Origin of the sequence: Pseudomonas sp. PLMAX (assembly GCF_046042685.1) — a bacterium.
Lineage (GTDB): Bacteria > Pseudomonadota > Gammaproteobacteria > Pseudomonadales > Pseudomonadaceae > Aquipseudomonas > Aquipseudomonas putida_AE.
Genome location: NZ_CP064949.1, coordinates 7009775 through 7030020 on the forward strand (window position 1 = coordinate 7009775; position 20246 = coordinate 7030020).

Below are 20246 nucleotides of genomic sequence, written 5' to 3' on the forward strand. Positions count from 1 at the left end.
TGTAGCGCAAGGCACCTGTTTAAACCAAAGCGCGATGCGCAAAAAGAGCGCGGTCAGATAGCAGCGCGCTCATTTTCAGAGCAACTGTCGAATATCCTTCGGCAAATACCGCACGTACCTGGAAACAGGGTTGTTCTGGCATTCCCTGACGATGATTGGCACCTTGCGGTTCATCTGGGCAATTAGTTCAAGGCGCCTTTCGTTCGACAACATGGCTTTGGAAAACGCTTTCGTCAGATAAGCACGGGTGTGGTAGAACGCCGCGGAATCTGTCCACCTGTGTTCTGGCGTATCGGCAAGCGCGTTATTGAGATCGCGACATCTCAGTTCGTTGAGCCACTTGTTGGAATCGATCGATATATCCCAATCATATCCAAACACCATCGGCGCAATCATGTCCTGCTCCGCAGGTTTACCGCCTTCGACTGTCCAGGGCTTGAACCGCCACTGTGCTATCGCCTCCCTAGTCGCTTCGGCCAGATCCGGGTGATCGCTTTGCACAATCCTCACCTTGCTGACCGAACCATCGGCCTTGACCGTGAACCCGACCCGGACAGTACCGACGACCCCGGCCCTCTGCAGCGCCAGTGGATAGATCGGCTTGGGATTGTTCTCCGGTATCACAAAAAACTCTTCAGCCTGGATTTCACCCGATACCACCAGGATCAACATCAACACAAACCACCGCATACCTCCTCCCTCTTGATGCAAATGCCAGGTCCTGGCCGCAACAAAAAGGCTACAGACCGACGGCCTCAAGCTGAAGGTCGCGGCTTCCGGTAAAGGCGCAGGACATTTCCCAAAGGCCTGCCTTACACCCACCGCGTCAAAAAGGAATGCAGTAATAATTCCTACAACGCCCCGCATTTACACCTGAGCGACATGTTCATAAAGGAACGCTCGAATTCCAACATTTCCGCTGTTTTGCCGATGCGAACCGATGCTATTTTCGGTAACGAAACTGTAACATTCGCATCCGCAGTCAAAACAAGAAATTTGGAGCTCTTGAATGTTTGCTTTCTTTCGTCCTGCCACGCATCAGGCTCCCCTGCCTGAAGAAAAAATAGACAGCACCTACCGACGCCTGCGCTGGCAGATCTTCGCCGGTATCTTCATCGGTTACGCCGGTTACTACCTGCTGCGTAAAAACTTCTCACTGGCCATGCCTTATCTGATCGAAGAGGGCTACACCCGTGGAGAACTGGGGGTGGCGTTGTCGGCGATTGCCATCGCCTACGGCTTGTCCAAGTTCCTGATGGGCATCGTTTCCGACCGTTCCAACCCGCGTTACTTCCTGCCGTTCGGCCTGGTGGTCTCGGCGGCGGTGATGTTCACGTTCGGTTTTGCCCATTGGGCGACGTCCAGCGTGACCATCATGTTCGTCCTGCTGTTCATCAATGGCTGGGCGCAGGGTATGGGCTGGCCGCCGAGCGGGCGGACCATGGTGCACTGGTGGTCGCAGAAGGAACGCGGTGGCGTGGTGTCCCTGTGGAATGTGGCGCACAACGTCGGTGGCGGTCTGATCGGCCCGCTGTTCCTGATCGGCATGGGCCTGTTCAACGACTGGCACGCGGCGTTTTATGTGCCGGCGGCGGTGGCCATGGCCGTGGCGGTGTTTGCCTTCATCACCATGCGCGACACCCCGCAATCGGTAGGCCTGCCACCGATCGAGAAGTACAAGAACGATTACCCGGAAGGCTACGACGCCAGCCACGAAGAAGAATTCAGCGCCAAGGAAATCTTCGTCAAATACGTGCTGCGCAACAAAATGCACTGGTACATCGCCCTGGCCAACGTCTTCGTCTACCTGCTGCGCTACGGCGTGCTGGACTGGGCGCCGACCTATCTCAAGGAAGCCAAGGGTTTCACCGTGGACAAGACGTCCTGGGCATACTTCTTCTACGAGTGGGCCGGTATTCCGGGCACGCTGCTGTGCGGCTGGATGTCGGACAAGATCTTCCGTGGCAACCGTGGCCTGACCGGCATGGTGTTCATGGCATTGGTGACCGTGGCGACGCTGGTGTACTGGCTCAACCCGGCGGGTAACCCGACGGTTGACATGATTGCGCTGGTGTCCATCGGCTTCCTGATCTACGGGCCGGTGATGTTGATCGGTTTGCAGGCGCTGGAACTGGCGCCGAAGAAAGCCGCCGGCACGGCTGCGGGCTTCACCGGTCTGTTCGGGTACCTGGGGGGATCGGTCGCGGCCAGTGCAGCGATGGGCTACACCGTGGACCATTTCGGCTGGGACGGCGGTTTCGTCCTGCTGATCGGTGCCTGCCTGCTGGCGATGGCCTTCCTTGCGCCGACGTTGTGGCACAAGCAGGTCGCCAGTCAGAGCCGCGAAGCACTCGCTTGATCGTCCTTTGACTTGCAGCGCTTGAGCCGCGCCTCCAGATTCCGGTCTGGCATGGCGTGGCTACGCAGGGCGTGGGCGGTCTGCTCGACATAATCGCGAGTGGTGCCGTAACGCCCGCAAGCGTTTTCGAACACGTGGCTCAGCACGTGATCCGGCAGGTTGCCAGCGTAGCTGGGCAGATGCCGCTCCAGAACGAATCCCAACGCCTGAACCTGGTTGCCGTCTTCAAGTCGGCAGTTGAGCCAGTGCGGGCGATAGGACGGGAATGGCATCTCTCTTTTCCACAGCGCATACAGCGAAGCGTCCAGTTGCTCTTCCGGCAAGCGGTAGGCGAACCCGCTGCAGGAGCCGCCGCGATCCAGGCCAAACACCAGGCCGGGCATTTCCGGCGTGCCGCGATGTTCGTGGGACCACAGGTACAAACCACGATGGTAGCCATGCACGCGACCGCGAACCCGCTCCACCGCCGTGCACTCCGGTCGCCAGATCAGCGAGCCGTAGGCGAACAGCCACACCGGGCCGCCCTTGTGGCGCGCCATGGTCGACTGCATCGAGCTGAGCAATTGTTCGTGCGTGAGCTGCGGCCCCAGATCGAGCCGCGGAGGGTAAGCCAGGTTCAAGATCGAAGATTCAATGGCGCTCATGGCGAATAGCGTTCAGCTCCCCGCGAGTTAAGAGTTACTTAATAGAACGCACCGCTGTAACAATAAGGCACATATGTTTTTCAAAGCAATTCAAGTGCCATGGCACTGTTGTTAATTAATTACCTGAACACAATATAACCTACCGGCATTTATATGATTTTATAAATACCGATAAGCTATATATGGGGTTATAACCTGTAGGAGCGAGCTTGCTCGCGATGGACTCAAGAGCGCCGCGGGCATCCTGACTGCCCGCGTAATCGTTAACGACCATCGCGAGCAAGCTCGCTCCTACAGTGTGGTGGGACAGAATCAGGATCGTGGCGCGTACGCAAATACGTCGGCGCGCATCTGATGAGCGTCCATTCCTGCCTCGACCAGCGCATCCAGGGTGCCGTAGACCATGGCCGGCGAGCCACTGGCGTAGACATGCAGGGCCTTGAGGTCGGGGAAGTCTTCGCAGACCGCTTCATGCAACATGCCGCAGCGCCCCTGCCAGCCGCATTGGTCGCTGACGACTTTATGCAGGAACAGGTTGGGCAGTTTCAGCCACTCATCCCAATGTTCGATTTCGTAAAAGTCTTCAGGACGACGCACTCCCCAATACAAGTGCACCGGGTGCTTGAAGCCTTCGGCGCGGCAATGTTCGATCAAGCCATGAACCTGGCCCATCCCGGTGCCCGCCGCAATCAGCACCAGCGGACCGTCCGGCAACTCGGCCAGGTGCGCATCACCGAACGGCATGTCGATACGCACCATCGTGTTGCGTTGCAGTTGCTCGATCAGGCTGAGCGCACTGGGTTCGCGCGCCAGCACGTGGATTTCCAGATCTCGCCCGCCAGAGGGCGCCGAGGCCAGGGAGAAGGAGGACTTGTCGCCGTTGTCACGATGGATCATCAGGTACTGGCCCGCGTGATAACGCGGTGGCTTGCCGGCAGGAGCCCGCAGCCGCACCCGCCAGGTATCGCCACCAACCTCGGTGCAACTGGTGACCTGACACGACAGACTGCGCACCGGCAATTCTCCCAGCGCGAGCACGCCATCCCACAGCACGATGCAGTCTTCCAGCGGCTCTGCAATGCAAGTGTAGAACTCGCCATGGTCGCGCACGAGACCTGCCTGCTCGACGCGGCCTTCCACCAGCAGCGCGGCGCACACGTGGCAGTTACCGTTGCGACAGCTTTGTGGGCATTCATAGCCCAGGCGGCGTGCGCCATCGAGAATCCGCTCGCCGGGCAAGATATCCAGTACTGCGCCGGAGGGCTGCAAGGTTACACGCATCAATCTATTCCTAACTGATTCCAGATGGCATCGATCCGTTGGGTCACGGCGTCGTCCTTGACGATTACACGACCCCACTCACGCGTGGTTTCACCCGGCCATTTATGCGTGGCATCGAGCCCCATCTTCGAACCCAGGCCGGAAACCGGCGAGGCGAAGTCCAGGTAGTCGATCGGTGTGTTCTCGATCATCACCGTGTCGCGCTTGGGGTCCATGCGCGTGGTGATGGCCCAGATCACGTCGTTCCAGTCCCGCGCGTTGATATCGTCGTCAGTGACGATAACGAACTTGGTGTACATGAACTGTCGCAAAAACGACCAGACACCGAGCATTACCCGCTTGGCATGCCCCGGGTACGACTTCTTCATGGTCACGACGGCCATGCGGTACGAACAGCCCTCGGGTGGCAGGTAGAAGTCGGTGATCTCCGGGAACTGCTTCTGCAGGATCGGCACGAAAACTTCGTTCAGCGCCACACCCAGGATCGCCGGCTCATCCGGTGGACGACCAGTGTAGGTGCTGTGGTAAATCGGCTTGATCCGGTGAGTAATGCGCTCGACGGTAAACACCGGGAAGCTGTCGACTTCGTTGTAGTAACCGGTGTGGTCGCCGTACGGCCCTTCATCGGCCATCTCGCCCGGATGAATCACGCCTTCGAGGATGATTTCCGCGGTCGCTGGCACTTGCAGGTCGTTGCCACGGCACTTGACCAGTTCAGTCCGATTGCCGCGCAGAAGGCCGGCAAAGGCGTACTCGGACAGGCTGTCCGGCACCGGGGTCACGGCACCGAGGATGGTCGCCGGGTCAGCCCCCAGCGCCACGGCCACCGGGAACGGCTGGCCAGGGTGCTTCTCGCACCATTCACGATAATCCAGCGCGCCGCCACGGTGACTCAGCCAGCGCATGATGACCTTGTTGCGGCCAATCACCTGCTGACGGTAGATACCGAGGTTCTGCCGGTCCTTGTTCGGCCCCTTGGTGACCGTCAGGCCCCAGGTGATCAGCGGGGCAACGTCGCCTGGCCAGCAGGTCTGCACGGGCAAGGTCGACAGGTCGACGTCGTCGCCTTCGACCACCACTTCCTGGCAGATCGCGTCTTTGACGACCTTGGGCGCCATGGAGATGATCTTGCGGAAGATCGGCAGCTTGGACCAGGCGTCTTTCAGCCCCTTCGGCGGCTCGGGTTCCTTGAGGAACGCCAGCAACTTGCCGATTTCACGCAGCTCGCTGACCGCTTCGGCGCCCATGCCCAACGCTACGCGCTCGGGGGTACCGAACAGGTTGCCGAGCACGGGAATGTCAAAACCGGTAGGTTTTTCGAATAGCAGGGCCGGGCCCTTGGCGCGCAAGGTGCGATCGCACACCTCGGTCATTTCGAGCACTGGGGACACCGGAACCTGGATGCGCTTGAGTTCGCCGCGCTTTTCCAGGCCGCTGATAAAGTCGCGCAAGTCGCGATACTGCATGCGTGAGCCTCGTATTGGCCGTGGCGTTCGGGGTGGGCAGTTTAGCGCCGAACCCCTCTATTCAGAACCACGAACTGGCGGTTCATCAAAAATCAGATAGCAAAAAGCCGGGTTTCCCCGGCTTCTTGGCCCGTTCGACTTACTTGCGTTTCATCGACAGGAAGAACTCATCGTTGGTCTTGGTCGTTTTCAGCTTGTCGACCAGGAACTCGATGGCAGCGACTTCATCCATCGGATGCAGCAGCTTGCGCAGGATCCACATGCGCTGCAACTCGTCGTCGGCCGTCAGCAACTCTTCGCGGCGAGTACCGGAACGGTTGATGTTGATGGCCGGGAATACGCGCTTTTCAGCGATGCGACGGTCCAGAGGCAGTTCCATGTTGCCGGTGCCTTTGAATTCCTCGTAGATCACTTCGTCCATCTTCGAGCCGGTTTCAACCAGCGCGGTGGCGATGATGGTCAGCGAGCCGCCTTCTTCGATGTTCCGCGCAGCGCCGAAGAAACGTTTCGGTTTCTCCAGGGCGTGGGCATCGACACCACCGGTCAGTACCTTGCCGGAGCTCGGGATCACGGTGTTGTAGGCACGGGCCAGACGGGTGATGGAGTCGAGCAGGATCACCACGTCCTTCTTGTGTTCGACCAGGCGCTTGGCCTTCTCGATCACCATCTCGGCAACCTGCACGTGGCGGGTTGGCGGCTCGTCGAACGTCGAGGCAACCACTTCGCCGCGCACGGTGCGCTGCATTTCGGTTACTTCTTCCGGACGTTCGTCGATCAGCAGCACGATCAGATGAACTTCAGGATTGTTACGGGCGATGTTCGCGGCGATGTTCTGCAGCATGATCGTCTTACCGGCTTTCGGCGGTGCAACGATCAGACCGCGCTGGCCTTTACCGATCGGGGCGCACAGGTCGATGACTCGACCGGTCAAGTCTTCGGTGGAACCGTTACCGGCTTCCATCTTCATGCGCACGGTCGGGAACAGCGGGGTCAGGTTCTCGAAGAGAATCTTGTTTTTCGCGTTTTCCGGACGGTCGAAGTTGATCGTGTCGACCTTGAGCAGCGCGAAATAACGCTCGCCTTCCTTCGGAGGGCGGATCTTGCCAACGATGGTGTCACCGGTGCGCAAGTTGAAGCGACGGATCTGGCTCGGCGAGACGTAGATATCGTCAGGGCCGGCAAGATAGGAGGCGTCTGCAGAGCGGAGGAAGCCGAAGCCGTCCTGGAGAATCTCCAGCACGCCATCACCGGAGATTTCCTCGCCGCTTTTCGCGTGCTTTTTCAGCAGGGAGAAAATCACGTCCTGCTTGCGCGAACGGGCCATATTTTCTATGCCCATCTGTTCGGCCAATTCGAGCAGTTCGGTAATCGGCTTTTGCTTGAGTTCAGTCAGATTCATATAGGAATGACGTAATCATTTATGGAGGGGGGAAATTAAGCTTTTGGCTTAATGAGGCCGCGCCGCGGAGAAGGCGACAGGATCGCGTACTTATTCGAAAAGGAGAGCGTCGGCGACGGCTAGCAGGGGGCACTGGAGAAACCAGCGCGGGGCCGAATGTAACACCTGAGTTTCGGAGCGTCTAGCCCTCCACAACGAAAAAAGCCCCGCTATTTGCGGGGCCTTTTTCTGACAGGCTGCTAAGACGCTTAAATGTTGGCGTCGAGGAAAGCTGCCAGCTGCGACTTCGACAGTGCGCCGACCTTGGTCGCTTCAACGTTGCCGTTCTTGAACAGCATCAGCGTCGGGATACCACGCACGCCGTGCTTGGCGGGGGTTTCCTGGTTTTCGTCGATGTTCAGTTTGGCAACGGTCAGCTTGCCTTTGTAGGTCTCGGCAATTTCGTCCAGGACAGGAGCGATCATTTTGCAAGGGCCGCACCATTCAGCCCAGTAGTCGACCAGTACAGCGCCTTCAGCCTTGAGTACGTCGGCCTCGAAGCTAGCGTCGCTAACGTGTTTGATAAGATCGCTGCTCATGGAATTCTCCAGGGTTGTAAGCAAAAAAACGTGGCCCATCATAGCCGCCCTTCCCCCGTTCAGGAAGGTGCAGATGATTGAGTCTCGCTATGGTGTTACATGAGTTTGGGTATAGCTCAGGTCACGCGGTGGCGGGAGCGACGAAGGCGATTCCGGTACGCAGGGCCGCGTTGCGCACATGTTCGTGCATGGCCTTTTGCGCGGCCCCCGAGGCCCGGCGCGCCAGTGCGCGAAGGATTTTGCGGTGTTCCTGCCAGGTTTCCATGGCCCGTTCGGCCCGGATGAACGGTAGCTTCTGGCTCTCCAGGAAGATGTCGGCGCTGGCCGTCAGGATGCTCAGCATCGCCTGATTGCCGCTGGCCAACAGGATTCGACGGTGGAATTCGAAGTCCAGCCGCGCCGCCGCTTCAAAGTCGCCGGACTTCAGATCGTTGCGCATGGCAGCGACGTTGTCTTCCAGCGCATCGAGTTCATCGGTACTCAAGGTAACGGCCGCAAGCCCCGCCGCGAATCCCTCCAGCGCATACCGCAACTGGAAGATATCCAAGGGCGAAGCCTGTGCCGCGAACGGCCAACCGGGCGCGGCCTCGCCTCGCGGCAGCTCCACCGGTGACTGCACGAACACCCCTTTACCCGGCTGGATGCTGATCACACCCAGGGCACTGAGCGATGACAGCGCCTCGCGCAACGACGCCCGGCTGACCCCCAATTGCACGGCCAGGTCCCGCTGCGAGGGCAAGGCATCCCCCGGCACGAACCCCTCTTCGGTGATCAGTTTGCGGATGGCTTGCAGCGCCACTTCAGGTACGGCGCGGGAGATCGAATTCATGGTTTTCCACTAGAACCAGGCCAATGTGCGATCAGTTGTAAAGCTATTCGCCGCGCCCGGCAAGTCGTGCCCCATGGGGGTTCGGCAACGTTAACGGCTGCGCCATCGGGGTGCGAAACGCCACCGGACTGTTCAGACCAGTAAGACCGTGCAACGCCAACAAAACCGCGGCCTGGCGCCCGGGAAACGCCATGTTGGCATGGCCCGTGCTCTGTCGATCCGCAGAAATCACTTCTCGAAGATCCGGAGACTTGCCATGACCCAGCGTTACAGCGCCCTCCTCGCTGCCTTGTTCGCCAGCCTCGTGCTGAGCCAGGCACCCGCCCATGCCGACGCCCTGGAAGATGTGGTCCAGCGCGGCGTCCTCAAGGTCGCCGTGCCCCAGGATTTCCCGCCCTTTGGCTCGGTCGGCCCGGACATGAAACCGCGCGGCCTCGACATCGACACCGCCAAACTGCTGGCCGAACAGCTCAAGGTCAAGCTCGAACTGACCCCGGTCAACAGCACCAACCGCATCCCGTTCCTGACCACCGGCAAGGTCGACCTGGTGATCTCCAGCCTGGGTAAAAACCCGGAGCGGGAAAAAGTCATCGATTTCTCCCGCGCCTACGCCCCCTTCTACCTCGCCGTGTTCGGGCCGCCAGACGCCGACATCAAGAGCCTTGACGACCTCAAGGGCAAGACCATCAGCGTCACCCGTGGCGCCATCGAAGACATCGAGCTGACCAAGGTCGCCCCCGAAGGCGTGACCATCAAGCGCTTCGAAGACAACAACTCGACCATCGCTGCCTATCTGGCGGGGCAAGTGGACCTGATCGCCAGCGGCAACGTGGTGATGGTCGCCATCAGCGAGAAGAGCCCGAAACGCGTGCCGGCGCTCAAAGTGAAGCTCAAGGACTCGCCGGTCTACGTCGGCGTGAACAAGAACGAGCCGGCGTTGCTGGACAAGGTCAACCAGATCCTCGTCACCGCCAGGAGCGACGGCGCGCTGGAGAAAAACGCCCTGACCTGGTTGAAAGAACCGCTGCCGGCCGACCTCTGATCCGGCGCGCAGGAGACTCATGATGGCTTATCAGTTCGATTTCTTGCCGGTGGTGCACAACACCGATTTGCTGTTGCGCGGTGCGCTGTTCACCCTTGAGCTGACGGCCATCGGCGCGGTGCTGGGGGTAGGCTTGGGCATCGTCGGGGCGCTGGTGCGGGCGTGGAATATCCGCCCCTTCGCCGGGATTTTCGCGGTCTACGTCGAGTTGATCCGCAATACACCGTTCCTGGTGCAATTGTTTTTCATCTTCTTCGGCCTGCCGTCGCTGGGCGTGCAGATTTCCGAATGGCAGGCCGCCGTGCTGGCGATGGTGATCAACCTGGGAGCCTACTCGACCGAGATCATCCGTGCCGGCATCCAGGCGATCCCGCGCGGCCAACTGGAGGCTGCGGCGGCACTGGCCATGACGCGCTTCGAGGCGTTCCGCCACGTGGTGCTGCTGCCGGCACTGGGCAAGGTCTGGCCGGCCCTGAGCAGCCAGATCATCATCGTCATGCTCGGCTCGGCGGTCTGCTCGCAGATCGCCACCGAAGAGCTGAGCTTCGCCGCCAACTTCATCCAGTCGCGCAACTTCCGCGCCTTTGAAACCTATGCCCTGACCACGCTGCTCTATCTGTGCATGGCCTTGTTGATCCGCCAGCTGCTGAACTGGATCGGCCAGCGATTCATCGCGAGGAGCACTCGATGAGCGATTTCACCTTCTGGGACATCGTGCGCAACCTGCTCATGGGCCTGCAATGGACGCTGGCGCTGTCGCTGGTGGCGTTCGTTGGCGGCGGGCTGATCGGATTGCTGGTCATGGTGCTGCGCATCTCGAACAAGCCCCTGCCGCGCAGAGCTGCCCGCACCTACATCGAACTGTTCCAGGGCACGCCGCTGTTGATGCAGCTGTTCCTGGTGTTCTTCGGCGTCGCGCTGGCCGGGGTAGAGATATCGCCCTGGGCCGCGGCAGCCATCGCCTTGACGTTGTTCACCAGCGCCTACCTGGCGGAGATCTGGCGGGGTTGCGTCGAGTCGATCCCCAACGGCCAGTGGGAAGCCTCGTCGAGCCTGGCGCTGAACCCGCTGGAGCAACTGCGCTACGTGATCCTGCCGCAAGCGTTGCGCATTGCCGTGGCGCCGACCGTGGGTTTCTCGGTGCAAGTGGTCAAGGGCACCGCCGTGACCTCGATCATCGGCTTCACCGAACTGACCAAGACCGGCGGCATGTTGGCCAATGCCACCTTCGAGCCCTTCATGGTCTACGGCCTGGTCGCCCTCGGCTACTTCCTGCTCTGCTACCCCTTGTCCCTCAGTGCGCGCTACCTGGAAAGGAGACTGCATGCCTCTACTTAGAATTTCCGCCCTGCATAAATACTACGGCGACCACCATGTGCTCAAAGGCATCGACCTGAGTGTCGAACAAGGCCAGGTGGTGGCAATCATCGGCCGCAGCGGGTCGGGCAAGTCGACCCTGCTGCGCACCCTCAACGGCCTGGAATCGATCAACGACGGCGTCATCGAAGTCGACGGCGAATACCTCGACGCCTCCCGCGCCGACCTGCGCAGCCTGAGGCAGAAAGTCGGGATGGTGTTCCAGCAGTTCAACCTGTTCCCGCACCTGACTGTTGGCGAAAACGTGATGCTGGCGCCGCAGGTGGTGCAGAAAGTACCGAAAGCCAAGGCGGCCGAACTGGCCCGGGAGATGCTGGAACGCGTAGGCCTGGGGGAGAAATTCGATGCCTTCCCGGATCGGTTGTCCGGCGGGCAGCAACAGCGCGTGGCGATTGCCCGCGCGCTGGCGATGTCGCCCAAGGTGTTGCTGTGCGACGAAATCACCTCGGCGCTGGACCCGGAGCTGGTCAACGAAGTGCTGAGCGTGGTTCGGCAGCTGGCCAGGGAAGGCATGACCTTGATCATGGTGACCCATGAGATGCGTTTTGCCCGGGAGGTGGGGGACAAGTTGGTGTTCATGCATCAGGGACTGGTGCATGAGGTGGGTGATCCGAAAGAGTTGTTTGCCAATCCGCAGACTGTGGAGCTGGCGAATTTCATTGGCACGGTGGAAGCGGCAGTCTGATGGAAATTTAGTGCCTGTGAGGCCGCATTCGCGAGCAAGCCCGCTCCCACAGGGTTCTCTGCCGGAGCACAATGGTGTGTTCGACGCAAAAACCTGTGGGAGCGGGCTTGCCCGCGAAGAGGCCATTTGCATCGCCGCAACGCCTACGCGTTGGCGCCAGCCTTTGATCGTGGCACGATGTCGAGGTTATCGACCGAGACCCTGACCATGCCGCAATCCCAAGCCAAGAATCTGTCCCTGATCGCCGCTATCGACCTGGGCTCCAACAGCTTTCACATGGTCGTGGCCAAGGCCCAGAACGGTGAAATCCGTATTCTCGAACGTCTCGGGGAGAAGGTTCAGCTGGCCGCCGGTATCGATGAAGAGCGCAAGCTCAGCGAAGAATCCATGCAGCGCGGGCTCGATTGCCTCAAGCGCTTCGCCCAACTGATCAACGGTATGCCCACCGGCGCCGTGCGGATCGTCGGCACCAACGCCCTGCGTGAAGCCCGTAACCGCAACGAATTCATCCACCGCGCCGAAGAAATCCTCGGTCACCCGGTGGAAGTCATCTCCGGCCGTGAAGAAGCGCGCCTGATTTATCTGGGCGTATCCCACACCCTGGCCGACACCCCGGGCAAACGCCTGGTGGCCGACATCGGCGGCGGCAGTACCGAATTCATCATCGGGCAGAGATTCGAGCCATTGTTGCGCGAAAGCCTGCAGATGGGTTGCGTCAGCTACACCCAGCGCTATTTCAAGGACGGCAAGATCACCCCGGCCCGTTACGCCCAGGCGTACACCGCAGCGCGGCTGGAGATCATGAGCATCGAGCACGCCCTGCACCGCCTGACCTGGGATGAGGCCATCGGCTCCTCGGGCACCATCCGCGCCATCGGCCTGGCGCTGAAGGCCGGTGGCCACGGCAGCGGCGAGGTCAACGCCCAGGGCCTGGCCTGGCTCAAGCGCAAGCTGATCAAGCTGGGCGACGTCGACAAGATCGATTTCGAAGGCATCAAGCCGGACCGTCGGGCGATTTTCCCGGCAGGCCTGGCCATCCTCGAAGCCATCTTCGATTCCCTTGAATTGCAGCGCATGGACCACTGTGAAGGCGCGCTGCGCGAAGGCGTGCTCTATGACCTGCTGGGTCGCCATCATCACGAAGACGTGCGTGAACGCACCCTGACCTCGCTGATGGAGCGTTACCACGTCGACCTGGAGCAGGCGGTGCGCGTCGAGCGCAAGGCCCTGCATGCCTTCGACCAGGTGGCCAGGGACTGGGACCTGGAAGACGGCGTCTGGCGCGAACTGCTCGGCTGGGCGGCCAAGGTGCATGAAGTGGGCCTGGACATCGCTCACTACCAGTATCACAAGCACGGTGCATACCTGATCGAACACTCGGACCTGGCCGGCTTCTCCCGCGAGGACCAACTGATGCTCGCGCTGCTGGTGCGCGGCCACCGACGCAACATTCCCAAGGACAAGTTCGCCGAGTTTGGCAAAGACGGCACCAAGCTGATTCGTTTGTGCGTGTTGCTGCGCTTTGCAATCCTGTTCCATCACATCCGCGGCACCCAGCAGATGCCTCAGGTGGAATTGAATGCCAATGGCAACAGCCTGGAAGTGGTGTTCCCGGAAAACTGGCTGGATGAGAACCAACTGACCCAGGCGGATTTCGAAATTGAAGCGCAGTGGCTGACGCGGGTGGATATCGTCCTGACCGCGCGCTGAAACCCCTGTAGGAGCGAGCTTGCTCGCGATGGACGTGAACGATAATGCGTGCGGCCTGAATAAACGCGCTGCCCTCAGGTTTTTCGCGAGCAAGCTCGCTCCTACAGGGACGGCGGTCATAACAAAAATGGCGATCCCTTGGGATCGCCATTTTTTTTAGCGTACCGCCAGAATCGGGCTACCCAACCGCTCCAGCAACGTAGCCTGGGCACTGCGCGGGTTCTGGTTGCCGGTCGGCGTATTGCGGATGTAACGGCCGTCCGACTGCAGGCTCCAGCTGTGGGTGTTATCGGTCAGATACAGCTCCAGCTCTTTCTTCACTCGCATGATCAGCTTCTTGCCTTCCACCGGGAAGCAAGTCTCGACGCGCTTGTCGAGGTTGCGCTCCATCCAGTCGGCACTGGACAGGAACATCTGTTCATCGCCGCCATTGAGGAAGTAGAAGACCCGGGTGTGCTCCAGGAAGCGCCCGATGATCGAACGCACGTGGATATTGTGCGAGACCCCGGCGATGCCCGGCCGCAGGCAGCACATGCCACGCACCACCAGGTCGATGCGCACGCCCGACTGGCTGGCCTTGTACAACGCGCGAATGATCTTCGGATCGGTCAGCGAGTTGAACTTGGCGATGATGTGCGCCGGCTTGCCCTCGAGGGCGAACTGGGTTTCCCGGGCAATCATGTCGAGCATGCCCTTTTTCAGGGTGAACGGCGCGTGCAGCAGCTTCTTCATGCGCAACGTCTTGCCCATGCCGATCAACTGGCTGAACAGTTTGCCGACGTCTTCGCACAGGGCGTCGTCGGAAGTCAGCAAGCTGTAGTCGGTGTACAGGCGGGCGTTGCCGGCATGATAGTTACCCGTGCCCAGGTGCGCGTAACGCACGATCTCGCCCGCTTCGCGACGCAGGATCAGCATCATCTTGGCGTGGGTCTTGAAGCCGACCACACCGTAGATCACCACCGCACCGGCCGCTTGCAGACGGCTGGCCAGTTGCAAGTTGGATTCCTCGTCGAAGCGCGCGCGCAATTCGATCACCGCGGTGACCTCCTTGCCGTTACGCGCCGCGTCCACCAACGCATCGACGATTTCCGAGTTGGCGCCGGAGCGGTACAGGGTCTGGCGCACCGCCAGCACGTGCGGGTCCTTGGCGGCCTGGCGCAGCAGGTCGACCACCGGGGTGAACGACTCGAACGGGTGCAGCAGCAGGATGTCCTGCTTGCTGATCACGCTGAAAATGTTCTCGCTGTTTTGCAGCAGTTTCGGGATCTGCGGGGTGAACGGCAGGTACTGCAGCTCGCGCTGGCTGTCCAGGCCGGTGATGCTGAACAGACGCGTCAGGTTCACCGGACCGTTGACCTGATACAGCTCGGTCTCGCTCAGGTTGAACTGCTTGAGCAGGTAGTCGGACAGGTGTTTCGGGCAGGTATCGGCCACCTCCAGTCGCACCGCGTCGCCGTAACGACGGGAGAACAACTCGCCGCGCAGGGCGCGGGCCAGGTCTTCGACGTCTTCGGAGTCCAGCGCCAGGTCGGCGTTTCGGGTCAGGCGGAACTGGTAGCAGCCCTTGACCTTCATGCCCTGGAACAGGTCATCGGCGTGGGCGTGGATCATCGACGACAGGAACACATAGTTGTCGCCGGCGCCGCCGACTTCTTCCGGCACCTTGATGATGCGCGGCAGCAGGCGCGGGGCCGGGATGATCGCGAGGCCAGAGTCGCGACCGAAGGCGTCGATGCCTTCGAGTTCGACGATGAAGTTCAGGCTCTTGTTCACCAGCAACGGGAACGGGTGCGTCGGGTCGAGGCCGATCGGGGTGATGATCGGGGCGATTTCGTCGCGGAAATAACGGCGCACCCAGGTCTTGAGCTTGGTCGTCCAGTTGCGGCGACGGATGAAGCGGACCTGATGCTTTTCCAGTTCCGGCAGCAGAATGTCGTTGAGGATCGCGTACTGGCGGTCAACGTGACCGTGCACCAGTTCACTGATGCGGGCCAGGGCCTGGTGCGGTTGCAGGCCGTCGGCGCCGGCCTGCTCACGGGCGAAGGTGATCTGCTTCTTCAGGCCGGCGACGCGAATCTCGAAGAACTCGTCCAGGTTGCTGGAGAAGATCAGCAGGAACTTCAGCCGCTCCAGCAACGGGTAGGACTCGTCCAGTGCCTGTTCCAGCACGCGGATGTTGAACTGCAGTTGCGACAGCTCACGGTGGATGTACAGGCTGCTGTCATCCAGGCCGGGAATGGCAATCGCTGGCGCTGCCACTGCGGGCTCGACGACCGCCGCGGGCGGAGCGGGCTCCACCTCCGGCGGGGTTTCGTCGACCTGCTCCACCACTGGTTGAGCGTCTTTTACGGCAACTTCAGTGAGTACTTCGGTATTCATCGAATGTTCCTGGGAGGGCTATTTTTGCTCTCGTAACAATTGAGCGGCACGAACGGCAAAATACGTGAGGATGCCATCAGCGCCTGCGCGTTTAAAAGCGGTCAGGGATTCGAGGATAACCCCTTCGCTCAACCAGCCATTCTGGATCGCCGCCATGTGCATGGCGTATTCGCCGCTGACTTGATACACAAAGGCCGGCACTTTGAATTCTTCTTTGACCCGGCAGAGGATGTCCAGATACGGCATGCCTGGCTTGACCATGACCATGTCTGCGCCTTCTGACAAGTCAGCCGCCACTTCGTGCAGGGCTTCGTTGCTGTTGGCCGGGTCCATCTGATAGGAGGCCTTGTTGGCCTTGCCCAGGTTCAGTGCCGAGCCGACCGCATCGCGGAACGGGCCATAATAGGCACTGGCGTACTTCGCCGAGTAGGCCATGATCCGCACGTTGACGTGACCGGCCACTTCGAGGGCCTCGCGGATCGCCTGGATGCGACCGTCCATCATGTCCGACGGCGCCACCACCTGGGCACCGGCTTCGGCATGGGACAGGGCCTGGCGGACCAGTGCGTCGACGGTGATGTCGTTCTGCACGTAGCCTTCTTCGTCGAGAATACCGTCCTGACCGTGGGTGGTGAACGGGTCCAGGGCGACGTCGGTGATCACGCCCAGATCAGGGAACTGCGCACGCAGGGCGCGGGTGGCGCGTTGGGCGATGCCTTCCGGGTTCCAGGCTTCGGCGGCGTCCAGCGACTTGAGCTCTGCCGGGGTCACCGGGAACAGCGCCAATGCCGGAATGCCCAGCTCGACCCACTTGGCCGCTTCTTCCAGCAACAGATCGATGGTCAGGCGCTCGACGCCCGGCATCGAAGCCACCGCTTCACGACGGTTCTCACCGTCCAGCACAAATACCGGCAGGATCAGGTCGTCGACGGTCAGCACGTTTTCACGGACCAGACGACGCGAAAAATCGTCACGACGGTTGCGGCGCAGGCGGGTGGCGGGAAACAAACGGTTGGCGGGGGTAAAGCTCACGACAGACTCCTGAGCCCGCAGGCGTGCGAGCGTGACAGTTATAAGCGGCCATTATGACGAACGTATTACAGTTGTGTGCGCCCTATGTCATGTAGCCGTATTCCATTGTCCTTGTAGGAAATGTTCACGTCGAGACACATTTGGACACTTTCCTGAATGTGTACGAAGGGTTAGGCTGCGCGTTCATTTCGCCAGCACCCAGACAATGCTCCAACAATTTCTGCATGACTTCGGCTACTTTGCCCTGTTTCTTGGCACGTTCTTCGAAGGCGAAACCATCCTGGTGCTCGCGGGCTTCCTCGCGTTCCGTGGTTACATGGACATCAACCTGGTGGTGGTCGTGGCGTTCTTCGGCAGCTATGCCGGCGACCAGCTGTGGTACTTCCTGGGACGCAAGCACGGGCGCAAGCTGCTGGCACGCAAACCGCGCTGGCAGATGATGGGTGACCGGGCGCTGGAACATATTCGCAAACACCCGGACATCTGGGTCCTGAGCTTCCGCTTCGTCTACGGCTTGCGCACCGTGATGCCGGTGGCCATCGGCCTGTCGGGCTATCCACCGGGCCGCTATCTGCTGCTCAACGGGATTGGCGCGGCGATCTGGGCCACCGCGCTGGCGGCGGCGGCCTATCACTTTGGCGCTGTACTGGAAGGGATGCTCGGCAGTATCAAGAAATACGAGCTGTGGGTGCTCGGCGCCCTGCTCATCCTGGGCCTGGGCCTGTGGCTGCGCCGGCGCTTCAAGAATGCGCGCCTGGCCCGGCAGATCTATGCCGACGAGCAAGCCCTGAAGGCCAGGCAGCACACTACCGGCGGTCCTAAGACGCCAGCCGAGTAAAGCGGTTTCGGCAGCAGTAAAGCCCGATACCGCTGATCAGGCTGTAACTGAGCAGGCCGACCCAGCCCACCGCGCTGGCCGGCCACAGCCCCACCAGCGGCGCCAGCCAGACCAGCGGCACATTCGATGCCAGGCGCAGCAATTCCAGCTTCAGCGCCCACGGGCGATTCTCCAGGGCCACGCCCAAAACGAACAGGCCCAGCGCCACCGCCCCCCAGCCCAACACCAACGCGGCCGTCGACAGACTGGGTTCCAGGTTCATCAAATAGCTGCCCAGGGCGATGTAGACGCAGAACTGCAACAGCACGTAGAGCTGCTGGCGCCCATCCAGCGGCACCTCGAATTTGCGGAACTGGCTCAGGTCCGGTTTACTCATCGGGTACCTGGCTGCCACGTCCGCCGGCCGCCAGCCGGTGCGCATGAACCAGATCCGCAGCTTGTCCCAGGTGCTTTCGGCACGCCGCGCATCCGCCCACAACTGCGCGTAGAACTGCACGTTGGCCCACACCGGGTTCCAGCTCGCCAGGGGCGTGGTCACGCCGAAAATCACCGGCTCGTTGTCGTCTTCTTCCTGGAACGAGCCGAATAGACGGTCCCAAATAATGAACACGCCGCCGTAGTTGCGATCCATGTAGAGAGCGTTCTGTGCATGGTGGGCCCGATGATTGGATGGCGTGACGAAAAACCACTCGAACCATCCCAGCTTGGGAATGTGCCGGGTGTGCACCCAGAACTGGTACAGCAGGTTCAGCGCGGCGACGCTGACGAACACCAGCAAGGGCACGCCGGCGACGGTCATGGGCAGGTAGAAGATCCAGCTCAGCAGAAACCCGGTGCTGGTCTGGCGCAGGGCGGTGGAGAGGTTGTAGTCCTCGCTCTGGTGATGCACCGAGTGCGCGGCCCAGAGAATGTTGCGCTCGTGGCCCATGCGGTGCAGCCAGTAGTAGCAGAAGTCATAAAAGACGAAGGCAAAAATCCATACCCAGACACTGTCGGCCGAGAGCTCGAACAGCGCCAGGTGCTTGAGGGCAAACGCGTAGGTCAGCAGCCCTACGCCTTTGGTCAGCAGGCCGGTGGTGGTCGAGAGCACGCCGGTGCTGATGCTGTTGATCGCGTCCGCCAGCCGATAGTTGCTGACCCCGCGCCAACGGTCGGCCAGCAGCTCGACGGCGATCAGCACGAAGAAAAACGGCACCGCATACAGAATGAAGTCCATGACGCGCCCTGTACGGAATCTTGAGGACAGATCCTATGTGTAACCTCGAATTATCCCTATGGCAACGAGTGACAAATTAGTGGACATTTAACGCCATGAATCTGGAGAAAAGCCCATGAGCAAAAAAGTTGCAGTGATCCTTTCCGGCTGTGGCGTGTACGACGGCGCCGAAATCTACGAAAGCGTGGTGACCCTGCTGCGCCTGGACCAGCGTGGCGCGCAGGTGCAGTGTTTTGCGCCGAACATCGCGCAGCTGCATGTGATCAATCACCTGACCGGCGAAGAAATGCCCGAGTCGCGCAATGTGCTGGTGGAATCGGCGCGCATTGCCCGGGGCGAGATCAAGGACATCCGCGAAGCGGACGCCGAAGACTTCGATGCGCTGATCATTCCCGGCGGTTTCGGCTCAGCCAAGAACCTCTCCAATTTCGCCATCGAAGGAACCGGCTGCACTGTTCAACCGGACGTCCTGGCCTTGACCGAAGCCTTTGCCGAGGCCGGCAAGCCGGTCGGCCTGATCTGCATCTCGCCTGCCCTGGCGGCGAAAATCTATGGGCCGGGCGTGACCTGCACCATCGGCAACGACGCCGAAACGGCAGCGGCCCTGAACAAGATGGGCGCCACCCACAAGGACTGTGCCGTGAGCGATATCGTCGAAGACAAGGCGCGCAAACTGGTGACGACGCCGGCGTACATGCTGGCGCAATCGATCAGTGAAGCGGCTTCGGGCATCAATAAACTGGTCGACCGCGTACTCGAACTGACCCACGAAAACGACGCCTGACACCGCCCCCTGTAGGAGCTGGCTTGCCAGCGAAGGCGTCATAGCATTCGACGCAGATGTTGAATGTTCGATCGCTTTCGCTGGCAAGCCAGCTCCTACAGGGGACCGCGTGAACCTTAAGACTGGCGCGACAGCCGCGTCAGGATCCGGTCCAGCGCATTGGCAAACGCCTGCTTCTCCCGCTCGCCAAACGGCGCTGGTCCGCCGCTCATCTGCCCCTGTTCGCGCAAGTCGGTGAACAGATTACGTACGGCCAAGCGATCGCCCATGTTCTGCGCGTCGAATTCCTTGCCCCGCGGGTCCAGCGCAGCGACGCCCTTCTTTACGAGCCGGTCGGCCAGCGGCACGTCACTGCAGATCACCAGCTCACCGGGGACCGCGTGCTCCACCAGGAAATCATCCGCCGCATCCGGTCCGCTGGGCACCACGATCAGCTTGACCAGGGCCAAGCCCGGCTTGATCTGCGGCTGCCCTGCCACAAGCACCACTTCGAACTGGCGCTTGAGGGCGAACTTGACCACCAGGTCCTTTGCCGCCCGGGGGCAGGCGTCCGCATCGATCCATACGCGCATGTTTTTTTCCTCTTGAAAGCAAAAGATCGCAGCCTTCGGCAGCTCCTACAGGGAT

19 protein-coding genes are annotated in these 20246 nt (G+C 60.7%); 8 read left to right on the forward strand and 11 right to left on the reverse strand.

The annotated features are described in order from the left end of the window. Positions 1 to 75: 75 nt before the first annotated feature. On the reverse strand, positions 76 to 690 hold the full coding sequence (locus DKB71_RS32065; protein WP_274073659.1) for an energy transducer TonB: 615 nt from the start codon (positions 688 to 690) through the stop codon (positions 76 to 78). Between the two features lie 319 nt (positions 691 to 1009). Between DKB71_RS32065 and glpT the strand changes: the two genes are divergently transcribed. Continuing rightward, positions 1010 to 2359, forward strand: a complete 1350-nt coding sequence (glpT, locus tag DKB71_RS32070; RefSeq protein ID WP_408599288.1) for a glycerol-3-phosphate transporter — start codon at positions 1010 to 1012, stop codon at positions 2357 to 2359. Here the strand turns inward: glpT and DKB71_RS32075 are convergent. The 6 genes from DKB71_RS32075 to DKB71_RS32100 all read right to left on the reverse strand — a co-directional run bounded on the left by DKB71_RS32075 (position 2335) and on the right by DKB71_RS32100 (position 8556). Next, positions 2335 to 3003: a gamma-glutamylcyclotransferase gene (locus tag DKB71_RS32075; protein WP_274073661.1), complete on the reverse strand. Its 669-nt coding sequence runs from the start codon at positions 3001 to 3003 to the stop codon at positions 2335 to 2337. The genes glpT and DKB71_RS32075 overlap by 25 nt on opposite strands. Positions 3004 to 3315: 312 nt before the next feature. Then, positions 3316 to 4284, reverse strand: a complete 969-nt coding sequence (locus DKB71_RS32080; protein WP_323607211.1) for a CDP-6-deoxy-delta-3,4-glucoseen reductase — start codon at positions 4282 to 4284, stop codon at positions 3316 to 3318. Then, the gene (ubiD, locus tag DKB71_RS32085) at positions 4284 to 5750 is read right to left on the reverse strand and encodes a 4-hydroxy-3-polyprenylbenzoate decarboxylase (RefSeq protein WP_323607210.1); all 1467 of its coding nucleotides are present in this window, start codon (positions 5748 to 5750) and stop codon (positions 4284 to 4286) included. The genes DKB71_RS32080 and ubiD overlap by 1 nt, the downstream gene beginning before the upstream one ends. 139 nt (positions 5751 to 5889) lie before the next feature. After that, on the reverse strand, positions 5890 to 7149 hold the full coding sequence (gene rho / locus DKB71_RS32090; protein WP_003206716.1) for a transcription termination factor Rho: 1260 nt from the start codon (positions 7147 to 7149) through the stop codon (positions 5890 to 5892). 248 nt (positions 7150 to 7397) lie between these two features. Beyond that, positions 7398 to 7727, reverse strand: coding sequence for a thioredoxin TrxA (gene trxA, locus DKB71_RS32095; RefSeq protein WP_003206727.1), 330 nt, complete (start codon positions 7725 to 7727; stop codon positions 7398 to 7400). 121 nt (positions 7728 to 7848) lie between these two features. After that, positions 7849 to 8556 (reverse strand): FadR/GntR family transcriptional regulator, encoded by a 708-nt coding sequence (locus tag DKB71_RS32100; protein WP_408599289.1) that lies wholly within the window; start codon positions 8554 to 8556, stop codon positions 7849 to 7851. A gap of 256 nt (positions 8557 to 8812) precedes the next feature. Between DKB71_RS32100 and DKB71_RS32105 the strand changes: the two genes are divergently transcribed. From DKB71_RS32105 to ppx, 5 genes are all read left to right on the forward strand, one after another. Continuing rightward, complete coding sequence (locus DKB71_RS32105; protein WP_274073665.1) at positions 8813 to 9598, forward strand: transporter substrate-binding domain-containing protein; 786 nt, start codon at positions 8813 to 8815, stop codon at positions 9596 to 9598. A gap of 22 nt (positions 9599 to 9620) precedes the next feature. Next, positions 9621 to 10289, forward strand: coding sequence for an amino acid ABC transporter permease (locus DKB71_RS32110; protein ID WP_274073666.1), 669 nt, complete (start codon positions 9621 to 9623; stop codon positions 10287 to 10289). Then, positions 10286 to 10936, forward strand: a complete 651-nt coding sequence (locus DKB71_RS32115) for an amino acid ABC transporter permease (RefSeq protein WP_408599290.1) — start codon at positions 10286 to 10288, stop codon at positions 10934 to 10936. The genes DKB71_RS32110 and DKB71_RS32115 overlap by 4 nt, the downstream gene beginning before the upstream one ends. Further along, positions 10923 to 11660 (forward strand): amino acid ABC transporter ATP-binding protein, encoded by a 738-nt coding sequence (locus tag DKB71_RS32120; protein WP_408599291.1) that lies wholly within the window; start codon positions 10923 to 10925, stop codon positions 11658 to 11660. Before DKB71_RS32115 ends, DKB71_RS32120 begins: the two co-directional genes overlap by 14 nt. Before the next feature lie 207 nt (positions 11661 to 11867). Further along, complete coding sequence (gene ppx / locus DKB71_RS32125) at positions 11868 to 13370, forward strand: exopolyphosphatase (RefSeq protein WP_323625774.1); 1503 nt, start codon at positions 11868 to 11870, stop codon at positions 13368 to 13370. Between the two features lie 156 nt (positions 13371 to 13526). On the opposite strand, the gene ppk1 is transcribed toward ppx, so the two are convergent. Then, entirely contained in the window at positions 13527 to 15749 is a 2223-nt protein-coding gene (ppk1, locus tag DKB71_RS32130) for a polyphosphate kinase 1 (RefSeq protein WP_274073669.1), read from the reverse strand. A gap of 18 nt (positions 15750 to 15767) precedes the next feature. Next, the gene (gene hemB / locus DKB71_RS32135) at positions 15768 to 16781 is read right to left on the reverse strand and encodes a porphobilinogen synthase (protein ID WP_408599292.1); all 1014 of its coding nucleotides are present in this window, start codon (positions 16779 to 16781) and stop codon (positions 15768 to 15770) included. Positions 16782 to 16986: 205 nt separating this feature from the next. Here hemB and DKB71_RS32140 point away from each other — a divergent pair, with 205 nt between their 5' ends. Beyond that, positions 16987 to 17619, forward strand: coding sequence for a DedA family protein (locus DKB71_RS32140; RefSeq protein WP_408599293.1), 633 nt, complete (start codon positions 16987 to 16989; stop codon positions 17617 to 17619). On the opposite strand, the gene DKB71_RS32145 is transcribed toward DKB71_RS32140, so the two are convergent. Further along, entirely contained in the window at positions 17600 to 18835 is a 1236-nt protein-coding gene (locus DKB71_RS32145; protein ID WP_408599294.1) for a sterol desaturase family protein, read from the reverse strand. The two genes, DKB71_RS32140 and DKB71_RS32145, sit on opposite strands and share 20 nt — an antisense overlap. A gap of 115 nt (positions 18836 to 18950) precedes the next feature. Here DKB71_RS32145 and elbB point away from each other — a divergent pair, with 115 nt between their 5' ends. Beyond that, positions 18951 to 19619, forward strand: coding sequence for an isoprenoid biosynthesis glyoxalase ElbB (elbB, locus tag DKB71_RS32150; protein ID WP_046818466.1), 669 nt, complete (start codon positions 18951 to 18953; stop codon positions 19617 to 19619). 116 nt (positions 19620 to 19735) lie between these two features. Here elbB and DKB71_RS32155 read toward each other — a convergent pair whose 3' ends face one another. Continuing rightward, positions 19736 to 20191 (reverse strand): YaiI/YqxD family protein, encoded by a 456-nt coding sequence (locus DKB71_RS32155; RefSeq protein ID WP_408599295.1) that lies wholly within the window; start codon positions 20189 to 20191, stop codon positions 19736 to 19738. Positions 20192 to 20246: the final 55 nt, after the last annotated feature.

Bases quoted from the DNA above. Each gene is read 5' to 3' on its own strand.
- DKB71_RS32080 (WP_323607211.1), bottom strand. From the start codon at position 4,284: ATGCGTGTAACCTTGCAGCCCTCCGGCGCAGTACTGGATATCTTGCCC.
- DKB71_RS32105 (WP_274073665.1), top strand. From the start codon at position 8,813: ATGACCCAGCGTTACAGCGCCCTCCTCGCTGCCTTGTTCGCCAGCCTC.
- DKB71_RS32075 (WP_274073661.1), bottom strand. From the start codon at position 3,003: ATGAGCGCCATTGAATCTTCGATCTTGAACCTGGCTTACCCTCCGCGG.
- DKB71_RS32145 (WP_408599294.1), bottom strand. From the start codon at position 18,835: ATGGACTTCATTCTGTATGCGGTGCCGTTTTTCTTCGTGCTGATCGCC.
- DKB71_RS32120 (WP_408599291.1), top strand. From the start codon at position 10,923: ATGCCTCTACTTAGAATTTCCGCCCTGCATAAATACTACGGCGACCAC.
- glpT (WP_408599288.1), top strand. From the start codon at position 1,010: ATGTTTGCTTTCTTTCGTCCTGCCACGCATCAGGCTCCCCTGCCTGAA.
- DKB71_RS32100 (WP_408599289.1), bottom strand. From the start codon at position 8,556: ATGAATTCGATCTCCCGCGCCGTACCTGAAGTGGCGCTGCAAGCCATC.
- DKB71_RS32155 (WP_408599295.1), bottom strand. From the start codon at position 20,191: ATGCGCGTATGGATCGATGCGGACGCCTGCCCCCGGGCGGCAAAGGAC.
- ppk1 (WP_274073669.1), bottom strand. From the start codon at position 15,749: ATGAATACCGAAGTACTCACTGAAGTTGCCGTAAAAGACGCTCAACCA.
- ppx (WP_323625774.1), top strand. From the start codon at position 11,868: ATGCCGCAATCCCAAGCCAAGAATCTGTCCCTGATCGCCGCTATCGAC.
- ubiD (WP_323607210.1), bottom strand. From the start codon at position 5,750: ATGCAGTATCGCGACTTGCGCGACTTTATCAGCGGCCTGGAAAAGCGC.
- rho (WP_003206716.1), bottom strand. From the start codon at position 7,149: ATGAATCTGACTGAACTCAAGCAAAAGCCGATTACCGAACTGCTCGAA.
- elbB (WP_046818466.1), top strand. From the start codon at position 18,951: ATGAGCAAAAAAGTTGCAGTGATCCTTTCCGGCTGTGGCGTGTACGAC.
- DKB71_RS32110 (WP_274073666.1), top strand. From the start codon at position 9,621: ATGGCTTATCAGTTCGATTTCTTGCCGGTGGTGCACAACACCGATTTG.
- trxA (WP_003206727.1), bottom strand. From the start codon at position 7,727: ATGAGCAGCGATCTTATCAAACACGTTAGCGACGCTAGCTTCGAGGCC.
- DKB71_RS32115 (WP_408599290.1), top strand. From the start codon at position 10,286: ATGAGCGATTTCACCTTCTGGGACATCGTGCGCAACCTGCTCATGGGC.
- DKB71_RS32140 (WP_408599293.1), top strand. From the start codon at position 16,987: ATGCTCCAACAATTTCTGCATGACTTCGGCTACTTTGCCCTGTTTCTT.
- DKB71_RS32065 (WP_274073659.1), bottom strand. From the start codon at position 690: ATGCGGTGGTTTGTGTTGATGTTGATCCTGGTGGTATCGGGTGAAATC.